The 12,960-nt window shown below is 63.6% G+C and carries 13 protein-coding genes and 1 pseudogene; 8 read left to right on the top strand and 6 right to left on the bottom strand.

Annotated elements, in window-relative coordinates:
• Nucleotides 1-632 (top strand): annotated as a pseudogene (locus AX702_RS22695) (hypothetical protein); the annotation flags it as partial.
• A gap of 243 nt (nt 633-875) precedes the next feature.
• On the opposite strand, the gene AX702_RS24300 reads toward AX702_RS22695, so the two are convergent.
• Complete coding sequence (locus AX702_RS24300) at nt 876-1,172, bottom strand: HNH endonuclease signature motif containing protein (RefSeq protein ID WP_082746343.1); 297 nt, start codon at nt 1,170-1,172, stop codon at nt 876-878.
• 169 nt (nt 1,173-1,341) lie between these two features.
• On the opposite strand from AX702_RS24300, the gene AX702_RS17685 reads away from it, so the two are divergent.
• A complete protein-coding gene (locus AX702_RS17685) occupies nt 1,342-1,758 on the top strand; it encodes a hypothetical protein (protein ID WP_066781774.1) in 417 nt (138 codons plus the stop codon).
• Between the two features lie 114 nt (nt 1,759-1,872).
• Nucleotides 1,873-2,421 (top strand): hypothetical protein, encoded by a 549-nt coding sequence (locus AX702_RS17680; protein WP_066781772.1) that lies wholly within the window; start codon nt 1,873-1,875, stop codon nt 2,419-2,421.
• A gap of 96 nt (nt 2,422-2,517) precedes the next feature.
• On the opposite strand, the gene AX702_RS17675 is transcribed toward AX702_RS17680, so the two are convergent.
• Both AX702_RS17675 and AX702_RS17670 read right to left on the bottom strand, forming a co-directional pair.
• Nucleotides 2,518-2,898 (bottom strand): DUF2958 domain-containing protein, encoded by a 381-nt coding sequence (locus AX702_RS17675; RefSeq protein WP_066781776.1) that lies wholly within the window; start codon nt 2,896-2,898, stop codon nt 2,518-2,520.
• Between the two features lie 265 nt (nt 2,899-3,163).
• Nucleotides 3,164-4,729 (bottom strand): recombinase family protein, encoded by a 1,566-nt coding sequence (locus AX702_RS17670; protein WP_066781770.1) that lies wholly within the window; start codon nt 4,727-4,729, stop codon nt 3,164-3,166.
• A 49-nt stretch (nt 4,730-4,778) separates the two neighbouring features.
• Between AX702_RS17670 and AX702_RS17665 the strand changes: the two genes are divergently transcribed.
• From AX702_RS17665 to AX702_RS17645, 5 genes are all read left to right on the top strand, one after another.
• The gene (locus AX702_RS17665) at nt 4,779-5,669 is read left to right on the top strand and encodes a glycosyltransferase family 2 protein (protein ID WP_066781768.1); all 891 of its coding nucleotides are present in this window, start codon (nt 4,779-4,781) and stop codon (nt 5,667-5,669) included.
• Nucleotides 5,666-6,736 (top strand): hypothetical protein, encoded by a 1,071-nt coding sequence (locus AX702_RS17660; RefSeq protein ID WP_156455574.1) that lies wholly within the window; start codon nt 5,666-5,668, stop codon nt 6,734-6,736. The genes AX702_RS17665 and AX702_RS17660 overlap by 4 nt, the downstream gene beginning before the upstream one ends.
• Before the next feature lie 46 nt (nt 6,737-6,782).
• Nucleotides 6,783-7,697 carry a sulfite exporter TauE/SafE family protein gene (locus AX702_RS17655; RefSeq protein ID WP_066781766.1) on the top strand — a complete coding sequence of 305 codons (915 nt, stop codon included), beginning with the start codon at nt 6,783-6,785 and terminating at the stop codon, nt 7,695-7,697.
• Nucleotides 7,694-8,452: a TIGR02186 family protein gene (locus AX702_RS17650; RefSeq protein ID WP_066781765.1), complete on the top strand. Its 759-nt coding sequence runs from the start codon at nt 7,694-7,696 to the stop codon at nt 8,450-8,452. Before AX702_RS17655 ends, AX702_RS17650 begins: the two co-directional genes overlap by 4 nt.
• Nucleotides 8,453-8,545: 93 nt before the next feature.
• Nucleotides 8,546-10,210, top strand: coding sequence for an ATP-binding protein (locus tag AX702_RS17645; RefSeq protein WP_066781763.1), 1,665 nt, complete (start codon nt 8,546-8,548; stop codon nt 10,208-10,210).
• A gap of 78 nt (nt 10,211-10,288) precedes the next feature.
• Here AX702_RS17645 and AX702_RS17640 read toward each other — a convergent pair whose 3' ends face one another.
• From AX702_RS17640 to AX702_RS17630, 3 genes are all read right to left on the bottom strand, one after another.
• The gene (locus AX702_RS17640; protein WP_066781761.1) at nt 10,289-11,566 is read right to left on the bottom strand and encodes a dicarboxylate/amino acid:cation symporter; all 1,278 of its coding nucleotides are present in this window, start codon (nt 11,564-11,566) and stop codon (nt 10,289-10,291) included.
• Nucleotides 11,567-11,708: 142 nt separating this feature from the next.
• The gene (locus tag AX702_RS17635) at nt 11,709-12,248 is read right to left on the bottom strand and encodes a SixA phosphatase family protein (protein ID WP_066781759.1); all 540 of its coding nucleotides are present in this window, start codon (nt 12,246-12,248) and stop codon (nt 11,709-11,711) included.
• Nucleotides 12,249-12,260: 12 nt separating this feature from the next.
• On the bottom strand, nt 12,261-12,960 hold a 700-nt coding region (locus tag AX702_RS17630; protein ID WP_331710424.1), incomplete at its 5' end, for a helicase C-terminal domain-containing protein.

Here is a 12,960-nt window from a genome sequence, read left to right as displayed (position 1 = left end):
CGATTGTTCTCGATCTTGATGGTGACGGGTTCGAGCTGATCAGCCTAAAGCAATCAAAGGCGAAGTTTGATTGGGATGCCGACGGGAAAAGAGACAAGACCGGCTGGGTTTCATCGGACGATGGCCTGTTGGTCTTTGACCGCAATGGCGATGGCAAGATCACCGCGGCCAACGAAGTCTCTTTCGGCACGAGGGGAGATGAGGAGACGTTTGTATCGGATCTCGAAGGTTTGCGCGTCTTTGACACCAACAATAATGGATCTTTCGATGTTGGTGACTCGGAGTTTGCAAACTTTTCAGTTTGGCAGGATCTCGACGCTGATGGTGTTTCCGATCCTGGCGAGCTGCGGGGACTTTCAGACGTCGGTCTGCACGCTTTAGCTCTCTCTGCCTTCCAGACAGGCGATCCAATCGTCGCGAAACAGAATACAATATACGCGATCACGGATGCCGTTTTCGAGGACGGGTCCACGATAAAGGTTGCCGATGCATTGCTCGCGTTCAAGGGTAGTTACCACAGCGGGCATAAGGACCTAGCTGGAGCGTTCGTTCAGGCAGAAAGCGAGATGCCGCTTCATTCTTCTCCCATCACGAGTGTGAGCGGATTTTTGCAAGTCGTGGACCTCGTGTAGTATCGGTAGGTCGACTACACGTAGATGCGTTCTTCTCGATGATCACTCCGTGTTTAGCTCGTTGGACGGTGTGGTCGTGTTACGTGAGCCGCCTGGATTGAGGCTGCTGCCTCTTTCCAGGATGGTCGCAAGCTGCCGCGAATTGTGCTACGCCCTCGACCGATCGCGCGATCCTTCAACACCGGGGGTCGCCACTTTGGCCGGTACCGCATGCAACTCTGCACGAAGTAGCGAGAGCGGCAATCAATAGCCCCGGCGTATGCGCTGAACGTCATTACGGGTTTTTTCGACGTGACATGGCTTGCAGAGTGATTGAGTGTTCTCCCACTCGTCCTGGCCGCCCAACGCTTTCGGCTTGATGTGATCGACTTCTACCGCAGGTGTTACCAACCCCTTCACCGTGCAATGCCTGCAAAGTGGTTCTGCATCTATCCTTCTGTCTCTGAGCTTGCGCCACTGACTATCGTAACCACCCGACAGGCTTACCCTGTGTGCTGTCGGCTTGGGTGTGGTGTAGAAGCGCGGAGTTCTCTTGGGCATCCAATAGTTATCAAGATTGTTCTCCGGAGGTCGTTCGTCGGACCAACCCTGAGTTGGTCTCCCTCCTTTCCTTCCTGTCAACGCCAAAAAGTGGCTGATTTCTGGCTGTAGAGAAGCAATACGATTGTGGCAGGGCAACTAAGCACTGCGATGATTGAAGGACTACACTATGGCCAAGTTCAACCCCGCAATGCTCGTTCCCGCGCTTGCTGCCGAGAAGACCAGCGGAGCACGCACTTCAAAGGACGTTGCTCTCGCCAACATCAACAAGATGAAGGAGCAGTTCGCGGCCGGTGATGGCGCAGAGGGCAAGAAGAACTTCAAGCCCATCGACGGTGATCGCATCCAGTTCACGATCCGAGTGTCCAACACGGCGCTCGTTCTGGAACGCACGAAGGTCGAGGACACCGAGGTTGCGGTCAAGGAAATGACTGTGCCGGCGGCGAACTTCACCGATGCACTCGACTACTATGCGGACCGCATCAAGGCGGGCGAGTATGATGTCCAGTTGCAGGCGCTATCGGAGAAGAAGGCTTTTCGTGCAGAGAAGCTGCGTAAGACGCGGGCGGACAAAAAGGGCGAGTAACCTCGTCCCGCACTCCAACCCACAGGGCGGTCTTAGAGCCGCCCTTTTTGTGTCTGCTTGACACACCGAAGAGCCTGTGTGCCTACAGTTGTCCCCACACTTGTGGAGGATGGCATGGTCGGCTTTCTGGAATTCGTTGATGATGCCCTAGGCACCAACTTCAATGCGCCGGTCTATGACCCGAAGAAGGGCCGCGCGAAGATGGCCAAGGTGATCGACAAGGCGCTTGAGCAGCATAGCAGCGGCAAGACGCCACCTGTGCGATCCTGGAAGACCGGCAACAATGGCGCAACCAGCTTCTCCCCAAAGCTTGACGGGAAGCCTGTGCTGATTGGTGGGAAGGCCACTAATTTCATCCCCAGCGAGCGGTTCGCGGACGCGCTGACTGTATTGAAGAAGGACGTACAGGCCGGCGCGCTTGATAAGGAAATCAAAGCTGCGCTCGAAGGTGATAAGGCCTCTAGCGGGTCGTCGAGGGGCAATCGCGGGCCATCCACCGGCTTGGGTAACAAGGCACAGCCCGACAACGCTGAGTGGATGGCGAAGTTCGTAGGGAAGTATGGACCGGCTCCGGGCGAGGGCTACGTTCCGAACAGCAAGGGCACGAAGTGGGTCAGCGCAGCGAATGCTGCTCGCGGCAAGAAGGCCAAAGGCGTAAGCTGACATGGAAAGAGCCGTTGGGAGAGGCAATCCCCAACGGCTCCGTTCTAGCAAGGAGGCCGGCGGTAAAAACTACGAAAAAGACCGCCGCAAACCTATTTAGCGTGCGATATATCCTGTACGCCGCGCCTCTTCGGCATACTGGTTGAGCGTCTTGGTCGGCCGCCAGTGCAAGTCTTCCTCGATCCCTAGACCACCTAGGCCGTTGAACTCGGCCAACTCCTGCATCGAGATATAGCCGAGTTCAGGGTAGCCAACATCACATAGCCCGAACGCCAAGCCGTTCTCGTCGCATTCCGTGACCAGCCACGTTCCCGGGCCTGTCGGATTGAATAAGCGACACGCCGGCATGAAGTTGCGCTCGCTGCGCTTGCCACGGTGAGGTAGTTGCTCACGATGGTTCGCGATTAGCTGGTTGAGAGTTTCGGGACGAACGAGGCTACGCCAGTCTTTGCTTTCGTCAGTCGATCTCTGTGTCATCGGCACGTTCCTTCTTTTGTGCCTCAGGACATACAAAGCCATCCCGCCAAAAGGGCAACCGAAGACTGCACCTGATTATCGCTTTAATGTAGCAAGACCTGCATCAAAACGTCGTGCTCAAGCGGTCACTATTGGGAACGTATCCGAGGACCAGGGCATCAAGTTGCCGCGCTGCTAGACTGCCCTGTAAGGGTTCACAGGGGGGCGAGATATGAGGGATGCTACTCGCGTAGCATCCTTCCTGTGTCTGCCCTTGCTGACGCTCTTAGGGGACGTATTCCCCTTCAAGCATCTTCCCTTCTTTGTCGAAGGTCCACCAACTCACCTCGTCGGGGCGGACGGTGAAGGTGTCGTTGGGGTTCACGTCCACGCGCTTGATTAGACGGGTGAGCGCCGCATTCACCGAAGTCCGTGCCTCGAACCTGACCTCGGGATCGTCGCTGTTGATGGAGTCTCGCAAGTCCTCAACGACCGATGCCTCGATCGACTTGATGGGCTTGAACGCATTTGCCTTGCGGGCTGTTTTTAGCTCGATCAGTTGAGCTTCGTATTCGGCCACCTCGTTTTCAAGCGCGGTGATCCTCCCGACGAGGGCCTTGGGCGCGTCGCCACCGGATATCGCCGCTACTAGGTTGTCGATTTGCTCTCGGCGGAACCGGATAGCACGTTCGACTTCGGCGACTTCAACATTGAAGCCATCCGAGTTGTTGTCATGCTCCCGAATTTCGGCGATCAGTGGTAGGACTTGGTTGAGAATAGTTTCCTCAACAATATTGTAGTTTAGTGTGGTGTAGTTCTGGCAGGCTATATGTGTGTAGCGGGCCTCGTTGCAGCGCATCCAGTAGCGGCGGCCAAACCTTTTAGTCATGTTGCTCTGGACGGTGGCTGACTTCCCGCACTCACCGCACTTAGCGATCATCGCCAACAGGTTTTGCGAGCGTCGTGTCGCATCGCCACCTGATCGCTGGCGGCTCGCCCGAATGGCTTGAGCCTTATTGAACGTGGCCACGTCAACGACCGCGGGATAGAAGTCGGTCGCGAGGGTTTCGCCCTTTACCGTGACGTATTCCCCAATCGCTTGCCGTGTCGTCAGCACCTTGTGAATATAGCGAGGCGTCCACTGCTTCAGGCCCTTGTATCGCTTCTCGCTCGACCACGAGAGTTCGCCCATCGCGTTCAGGCGGTTGAGGATTTGTAGGCTCCCCAGCCCATCGCAATACCACCGATACATTTGACGGACGATCGTAGCGCGGTGCGGGTTCAGGATGTGCTCGCCATCAACTCTGTCAATCCACGCTGGCACTTGGCTGCTGTAAGGGGTGCGGTCGCCGGCTTTGATTGCCTCGAAGGTCTTGTCCCAGAACGCCTGCGACCGCTTTGACTTTTTCGCGCTTTCTTCCTTGCCAAGCGCACCTTTGATGATGACCGAGAAAAGGTCCATCAATTCGGTATCTTCGCCAGCCTTATAGACATGCCCATCGTGATAGGTCGCTACATCGACGCCCAATTCGTTTAGCGACCAGATCAGGCGAGCCGATGCCTTCGCCCCCTGACGGCTAAGCCGATCGACGTTCTCGCATACGAGCACCACACCCGATGCGAATTCACCCTCTCGCGCTCGGCGTTCGAATTCATACAGAGATGATCCGGCTAGCCTGTTCGCCCCCTTGAAGGCTGATTTGGCTTCGTCCCTGAGTTCTTCGACCAAGCGCCAGCCATTGCGCTCGATCATTTCTCGACCATACCGAACCTGCCGGTCGATGCTGTCCTCTCGCTGGTGGGAAGAGGAGTAGCGGGCGTAAAGGTAAGCAGGCTTTGAGTTTGCGAGCATAGCGGCTCCTTGCACGGGACATCGTTAAGGAACGCATACAACCGTCACCATGTGGGAGGACGTGGTCCACGCGGCCGAATTGCGCGTGTTCGACGCCCTGATCGAGCGCCACCCGCTGGTGCAGATCCCCGTGCTGCCGCTGATCGATCCCGACGCCCGGCTGGTATCGGGGCACTATGCCGACGAGTTCGCCGACTCGCACGGGCGCCAGATGGTGCTTCGCGCGGCAGTGGGCGCGGGGCTGCCGCTGTCGGGCGTCGGCTGCGCGATCGCCGTGGACGTGCTGGACGCGCTGGCGCAGGCGCATGGCGCGCCGTTCGACCAGACCAGCCTGACGGAAGATTACGAGCTTGGCTTGCGGGCAGGGGCGCTTGGCTATCGCGCCTGCTTCGCGCGGGTGGAGGATGACGGCGGCGACCTGGTGGCGGTGCGCGCGTTCTTTCCCTCCACCGTGACGGCCGCGGTGCGCCAGAAGGGGCGGTGGATGACCGGCATCGCCCTTGCCGGCTGGGACCGGATCGGCTGGGCCCGCGCCACGCACCTGGCGGATCACTGGATGCGCATGCGCGACCGTCGCGCGCCGCTGGCGGTGATCGTGCTGGCCGCCGCGTATCTGGCGGCGGTCGGCTGGGGCATGGCGGCGATGCTGCATGTCATTACCGGCCAGCCACCGATATCGATCGATTCGGGTCTTCGCATCATCCTGTCCATCAACACGGCCCTTCTGGCGTGGCGACTGGCGTGGCGTGCGGCGTCCACGGGGCGCAGCTATGGCTGGCGCGAGGCGCTCTGGTCGCTGCCGCGCGCGGTGGTGGGCAATCTGATCGCGATGTTTGCGGCGATCCGGGCGGCCGGCCAGTATGCCCGCCTGCTTGCCGGCGCGCCGCCACGCTGGGACAAGACGACGCATGTCTTCCCCGGCGAGGCGACGTTGCTGTGACCGGGAGTGGACGGCCCCTTCGCTTCCTGGTGGGCCTGCTTGCCCTGTGGGTGAGCCTGCGCGTCGTTCAGCTGTGGCCGGCCGCGCACGAAGTCCGCGTCGCCAGCATTCCGATGGCCCCGTCGCCAGCGATGGGCGTGCTTCGTGCCACGGAGGCGATTGCGAGCGGGCGTGACGCGGACGGGCTGGTGCCGCAGATGGCGGCAAAGGCGATACGCGTGTCGCAGGGCGTGACGCGGCCCTGGCCGCCACCGGAGGCGATGGCGGGCGCCGCGCGTCTTTCGGCCGGCGCGATGCTCGCGGCGATCGCCACGCCTGCGATCCTGCCGAAGACGACGTGGTCCGGCGCAAGTCCCGCACCGGCTGCCGGACAGGATACGCCGGATCCTCGGACGATGTCGCCTCTTCTGATCGCCGGGGCGCCTCTTGCCGGGCCGTCTACCAGGGCAAGGCTGCGCGGGAGCGGGTGGATAATCGTCCGCAACGGCCAGGCAGAACCGTTCGTGCCGCAGCTGGGCGGGAGCCAGGCTGGCGTGCGGCTGACATATCTGATCGAACGGGCGGCTCGGCTGTCGCTTGCCGGACGCCTCTCCACGGCGCTTGGCAGTCGCCAGCGGGAAGCGGCGATCGGGCTGGACTGGCAGCCGACGCGCCTGCCGGTACATGTGGTGGCCGAACAGCGGATCGGCATCGAACAGGCGCGTGGCGGCCCGTCGCTGGGGCTGGTAGGTGGCTTCGGGCCGGTCGGGATCGCAGAAAAGGTGAGGCTGGACGGCTACGGCCAAGGGGGGGTGATCGCACGCGATGGTGCGGAGGCCTTTGCCGATGGCGCATTGCGCGTGTCGCGCCCGATGAGCCGGATCGGCCCAGCGGTGCTGGAGCTCGGTGTCGGTGCCTGGGGAGCGGCGCAGCGCGGCGCGGCGCGATTCGACGTAGGGCCGTTCGCCAGCGCCGTTCTCCCGGTGGGCGGCGCGAACCTGCGGCTGGCGATCGAGTGGCGCGAGCGACTGGCGGGCGATGCGATGCCTGAGTCGGGTCCAGCAGTGTCGATCGGGACGGATTTCTGATCGCAGATGCTTCCGCCCCGCGCCCGAACGGCATATCGGCAGCGGCATGGATCTCTACCTTCCGATCGCGAACCTTTCGGTCAACGCGCTCGTGATCATCGCCCTTGGCGGTGGCGTGGGGCTTCTGTCGGGCATGTTCGGCGTCGGGGGCGGGTTTCTCACCACGCCGCTGCTGATCGTGTACGGTATTCCGCCGACCGTGGCGGCCGCCAGCGCGGCGAGCCAGGTGACGGGCGCCAGCGTGTCGGGCGTCTCGGCCTATTTCCGGCGCGGCGGCGTGGACGTGAAGATGGGCGGCGTGCTGGTGATCGGGGGAATCCTGGGATCGCTGTTCGGGGCCTGGCTGTTCCGCCTGCTGCAAGCGTCCGGGCAGATCGATACGGCGATCGCGATCACCTATGTCCTGCTGCTGGCATCGATTGGTGGCCTGATGCTGAAGGAATCGCTGGAGGCGATCGCCGTCAGCCGCGGACGACGGGCTGCGCCGCCGCGTCGGCGACGGCACCACCCGCTGGTCGCGTCGCTGCCGTTCCGCATGCGCTTCTATCGATCGGGGCTGTACATTTCCCCGCTTGCGCCGCTGCTGCTCGGTTTCGGAACCGGCATTCTCACCATCCTGCTGGGTGTGGGCGGCGGCTTCGTGCTGGTGCCGGCGATGATCTATCTGCTGGGCATGGCGACCCAGGTCGTGGTCGGCACGTCGCTGTTCCAGATCCTGTTCGTCACGGCGACGGCGACCATGGTCCATGCGATGACCACCAAGGCGGTGGACATCGTGCTGGCGGGACTGCTGCTGATCGGCTCGGTGATCGGGGCGCAGGTCGGCGCACGCTTCGCGGCGAAGGCACGGCCGGAATATCTGCGCCTCGCGCTCGCCCTGATGGTGCTGCTCGTCGCCGGGCGCATCGCGCTGGGGCTGGGATGGCGGCCGGACGAAATCTATTCGATCGAATTGTCGTGAAGCGGATCGCGCTGCTCCTCGCCGCGCCCCTGCTGCTCGCCCAGGCGAAGCCGGTGCTGGTGCCCGACGTGTCGCAGCGCGAGATCCGCATCGCCTATAGCTTTACCGGCGCCGAGCTGCTGCTGTTCGGTGCGATCCTCTACCCCGGCGGCAAGGTGCCGGATGATGAGCATGCCACCGATCTCGTGGTGGTGGTGAAGGGGCCGGTGCAATCGATCACCGTGCGCGAGAAGGAGAAGCTGGCGGGCGTGTGGGTCAATGCCGAGGCGCTGCGCTATCGTTCCGCCCCGAGCTTCTACGCCATCGCATCTTCGCGGCCGATCGACCGGATCGTCGATGATCGCACCCGCGCGATCTACGAGCTGGGCCTGGACAGTCTGCAACTGTCGCCCGCCTCATCGGCAGCGCCCACGGTTCAGGACCGCTTCGCGCGTGGCCTGGTGGACCTGCGGCGTCGCGCCGGCCTGTATGTCGAGGCGCCGGGTGCGGTGGAGATCACCGAAGGCGTGCTCTATCGCGCACGGGTCAGCATACCGGCGCGCGTTCCGGTGGGACAGTTCACCGCCGAGACGTTCCTGATCCGCGACGGCAAGGTGCTGGCGGCCGCGGTGCGCGACATCACCGTCGAGAAGGCCGGTTTCGAACGCTATGTCGCACAGGCGGCGGACCGCAACGCCGTGCCCTATGGCCTGATCGCCGTGGCGATGTCCGTATTGCTGGGCTGGGGCGCAGGGCGGCTGGCGCAGCGCGTGTAAACTATTGCCGGATCGGCAGAATTGTCGATCACGCTCTGTTTACGCTTACGACCTACACCCGCCTCCAATGGTACAAGCCGCGGGAAGCCGACAATGAGTGAGATGCCGACGCAGCAGGCGTTCGAGCAGGCGATCGCCGCAGCCGCATCGACGCCCAGCCTGGCCGGCCTGGAGCCGATCGGCCTGGTCATGGAGATCGCTGGGTCCTCCAGCCAGGTGATCTTCGATTCCGCGGCCATCGCCGCTTTGTCCAGCCATTCGGACCCGGTCGTCGCCGCGGGCGGCCAAGTCGGCGGGCAGATCAAGGTACGGGTCGGCCCATCCTGGCTGATCGCGAACGTCCGCTCGCTGCGCATGGAAGACCTGAACACCGGACGGATCATCGCCTCGATCGACTTCCTGGGGGAAGGAAGCGAAGAAAAGCTGACGGGCAAATTGTACCAGTTCCGGCGCGGCGTGACCCGTTACCCCAGCCCTGGGGCGGAGGTGTATCCGATTTCCACCGCTGACCTGCGCCAGGTCTATGCCGCCGAAGGACGTGCCCATGTGGAGATCGGCAGCGTCTATCCGACGACTGATATTCGCGCGGCGCTGTATGTCGATGCCATGCTGGGCAAGCATTTCGCGCTGCTCGGCTCCACCGGCACCGGCAAGTCGACCTCGGCCGCGCTGATCCTTCACCGGATCTGCGAACTGGCGCCGCAGGGCCATGTGGTGATGATCGACCCGCACGGCGAATATGCCGCCGCGTTCCGTGCCAATGGTGCGATCTACGACGTGTCGAACCTGCAAATGCCGTATTGGCTGATGAATTTCGAGGAACATTGCGAAGTGTTCCTGACCACCGAAGGCGCGGAGCGGCAGGTCGACGCGGACATTCTGGCGAAATGCCTGCTCGCGGCGCGCGCCAAGAGCCGCGTCGGCAGCGAGATTCCCAAGCTGACCGTGGACGCGCCGGTCCCCTATCTGCTCAGCGACCTGACCAACCTGATCCAGCTTGAGATGGGCAAGATGGACAAGGCGTCCAACACCGCGCCCTATCTGCGGCTGAAGGCCAAGATCGACGAGATCCGCGCCGACCCCCGCTACAGTTTCATGTTTTCCGGCATGCTGGTGGCGGACACGATGGGGGACTTCATCCGCCGTGTCTTTCGCCTGCCGGGCGACGGGCGGCCGATCTCGATCATCGACGTGTCGGGCGTTCCGAACGAGATCACGTCGGTGGTGGTCGCGGTGCTCAGCCGCATGGTGTTCGACTTCGCGATCTGGTCCCGCAACGAGCCGCAGCGCCCCATCCTGCTCGTCTGCGAGGAAGCGCACCGTTATATCCCGCGCAACGACGATGGCTCTTCCGTGGGTCGCATCCTGAGCCGGATCGCCAAGGAAGGGCGCAAATACGGCGTGTCGCTAGGCCTCATCACGCAGCGGCCGTCCGATCTGGCGGAGGGCGTGCTGTCGCAATGCGGCACGATCATCGCCATGCGCCTCAACAACGATCGCGACCAGGCGTTCGTGCGCGCCGCCATGCCGGAGGGCGCGCGCGGCTTCCTCGATTCGATCCCGGCGCTGCGCAACCAGGAGTGCATCATCTGCGGCGAGGGCGTGGCGATCCCGATCCGCGTCGCCTTTGACCGGCTGGAGGAGATCAAGCGGCCGGCATCGGCCGATCCGATCTTCTCGCAATTGTGGCGCGACGTGGGGCAGGAGGAGGATATCATCCAGCGCACCATCCAGAAATGGCGGGCGCAGGGCCGGTAAGGTCGCTCGCTTACCGTAATCCGCTTCGCCATCCCGGCAGGGCGTCGAGTGCAATGTTGGAAGAAGGAAGGGTTGCCGCTAGCCCGCCCGATCCTTGCCCGCGACCATCGAGGCGATCGCCAGGTCACCCGTGACGTTGAGCGCGGTGCGGCACATGTCGAGCAGCCGATCCACGCCCAGCACCAGCCCGATGGCGGTCGGCGGCACGCCCACCATGCCAAGGATGATCGCCACCACCGGCAATGAGCCCGCAGGGACGCCGGCCGTGCCGATGCCGCCGAGGATGCAGACCAGCATCACCGTTAGCTGCTGCAGGATGCTGAGTTCCACGCCGAAGAACTGCGCGAGGAAGATCACCGTCACGCCTTCGAAGATGGCGGTGCCGTTCTGGTTCGCGGTGGCGCCGATCGTCAGGACGAAGCGGGCGACCTTGCGCGGCAGCTTCAGCTCGCTTTCGGCGATGCGCAGGCTGGTCGGCAGGGTGGCGTTGGACGAGGCGGTGGAGAAGGCCATCACCATCGCCTCCTGACTGCCACGGAAGAAGGCGAGCGGGCTCATGCCGGCGGCGAGCCAAACGCCGAACGAGTAGACGATCAGCAGCTGGATCAGCAATGCGCCGAGCACCGTCGCCATATAGGCCCCGAGGCGCACCAGAATGTCGGCGCCGAACAGCGCCGCGAGATTGAACATGAAGCAGGCAACCGCGATCGGTGCGAGACGGATGACATAGCCGATCAGCGTCATCGCGACTTCAAGCACGCCCTCGATCGCGCTCTGCAACGTGGCGGTCTTCTCCGAGCCGGTCAGCACGATGCCGATGCCAAAGGCGAGGGCGAAGAACATGACGGCGAGGATGTCATCGTCCGCCGCAGCGCGGATCACATTGGCGGGAATGATGCCGAGCGCCGAATCGAGCGCACCGGGCGCCTCGCGCGATTTCTGCACGATGGAGGCGGCCCCTTGCCCTGCCTGCGCCAGCAGCTCGCGCGCCATCGCCGGATCGACACCTGCGCCCGGGCGCAGCAGATTGACCAGCACCAAGCCGATGGCGACCGACAGGCCGGAAAGGAGAACGGTGAAGATCAGCGTCCGCACGCCGACCCGGCGCAGCGCGGCAATGTCGCCCATCTCCGCGACGCCGGTCACCAGCGCGGCGAACAGCAGGGGGATGACCAACATGAAGAGCAGGCGGAGAAAGATCTGGCCGATCGGCCCGGTGACATAGGTGGTGACGTCCTGCACCCAGCCGGCGTCGCCGGCGGTGAACTTCACCAGCAAGCCGCCGATCAGCCCGATGACGAAGCCGGCCAACATCTGGAGGTGCAGGGGAAATCGTGCCGGTGCCGTATCGTTCATCCCAGTTGAACGCGGCGCAGCGGTATGTGGATGCGCCCCTTCTTCTGCTTCGTCATTCCGGCCTTGATGCGGGGTGACAAACGAGGGGGAAAGCCGAACGCGATTACGGGAGGTATCGCAGGCGGTCGGGTGACGAAGGGATTTACTCTTCGCCCGGACCCAGCGTCGGATCGAGGTCACGCGGGCGAATGAAGCGGGTCAGCGTGCCCGATGCCGGGGCAAGATCCGCCCAATTCGCCACGTCAAAGGTCAGCTCGGCGACCGTGGCGGTGGGATATTTCAGCTCCGCCTCGCGCACGAGCGAAGGATCGCCGCTGCCCATCATCAGCAGCACGAAATCCTCCAGCCCCGGATTGTGCCCGATCATCAGCAGCCGATCGGCATCCGCGGGCGATTCGCGGGCGACATCAAGCAGGGTGACGGAGGAGGCGAGATACAGGCGCTTGTCCCATGCCGGTTCGATCGGAGCGCGAAAGCCGGCCGCGACCTCGGCGATGGTCTGCACGACCCGCTCCGCAGGCGACGCGACGATGTGGTCGAAGCTAAGGCCGAGCCGGCGCAGATGCGCGCCTACGACCTGCGCCGCCTTGCGCCCCTTGGCATTCAGCGGGCGATCGAAATCGCGCGCGACCGTATCATCCCAGCCCGATTTGGCGTGGCGCAGCAGCGTCAACGTCTTCAAGCTTGATCTCCGTCAGGGTGCAGGCGCCGCCTCATGCCCCAATGCCGCGTGCGAGGAAAGCCGGGATGCAACCCGGGCGATCGCCTCGTCCAGCGGGACGCGCGCGATCGGCACGCCGGGCGGGAAGGCGTCGAGCAGGCGCGAGGGCGTCGCCGCGGAGAGCAAAACGAACACGCCGCGATCGTCGGCGGAGCGGATGAGGCGGCCGAACGCCTGCGCCATGCGGGCGCGCACGATGCGGTCGTCATAGGCGCTGCCCCCGCCGGCGAGCCGGCGCGCGGCATGAAGCACGGTCGGCTTGGGCCAGGGCACGCCCTCCATCACCACCAGCCGCAGCGAATGACCGGGCACGTCCACACCATCCCGAAGGGCGTCGGTGCCGAGCAGGGAGGCGTGCGGATCGTCGCGGAAGATGTCGACCAATGTACCCGTGTCGATCGGATCGACATGCTGCGCCATCAGCGGCAGGCCGGCGCGGGCCAGGCGATCGGCGATGCGCGCATGGACCCCGCGCAGGCGCCGGATGGCGGTGAACAGCCCGAGCGTCCCCCCGCCCGCCGCCTCGATCAGCCGGCCGTAGGCGTTGCTGAGCGCGGGGATGTCGCCGCGCTTCACGTCGGTGACGACCAGCACCTCGGCGCGCGCCGCATAGTCGAACGGGCTTTCCGCCTGGAAGCGCACCGGCGGGCGCAGCAGGTGCGGCGCGCCGACC

This window comes from Sphingomonas sp. CCH5-D11 (assembly GCF_001557395.1).
Lineage (GTDB): Bacteria > Pseudomonadota > Alphaproteobacteria > Sphingomonadales > Sphingomonadaceae > Sphingomonas.
The sequence above is the reverse complement of the archived record's forward strand: the minus strand, read 5'-3'. Positions and strand labels throughout refer to the sequence as shown.

Bases quoted from the DNA above. Each gene is read 5' to 3' on its own strand.
- AX702_RS17655 (WP_066781766.1), top strand. From the start codon at position 6,783: ATGGATCTCTACCTTCCGATCGCGAACCTTTCGGTCAACGCGCTCGTG.
- AX702_RS24300 (WP_082746343.1), bottom strand. From the start codon at position 1,172: ATGCCCAAGAGAACTCCGCGCTTCTACACCACACCCAAGCCGACAGCA.
- AX702_RS17670 (WP_066781770.1), bottom strand. From the start codon at position 4,729: ATGCTCGCAAACTCAAAGCCTGCTTACCTTTACGCCCGCTACTCCTCT.
- AX702_RS17645 (WP_066781763.1), top strand. From the start codon at position 8,546: ATGAGTGAGATGCCGACGCAGCAGGCGTTCGAGCAGGCGATCGCCGCA.
- AX702_RS17680 (WP_066781772.1), top strand. From the start codon at position 1,873: ATGGTCGGCTTTCTGGAATTCGTTGATGATGCCCTAGGCACCAACTTC.
- AX702_RS17665 (WP_066781768.1), top strand. From the start codon at position 4,779: ATGTGGGAGGACGTGGTCCACGCGGCCGAATTGCGCGTGTTCGACGCC.
- AX702_RS17675 (WP_066781776.1), bottom strand. From the start codon at position 2,898: ATGACACAGAGATCGACTGACGAAAGCAAAGACTGGCGTAGCCTCGTT.
- AX702_RS17640 (WP_066781761.1), bottom strand. From the start codon at position 11,566: ATGAACGATACGGCACCGGCACGATTTCCCCTGCACCTCCAGATGTTG.
- AX702_RS17685 (WP_066781774.1), top strand. From the start codon at position 1,342: ATGGCCAAGTTCAACCCCGCAATGCTCGTTCCCGCGCTTGCTGCCGAG.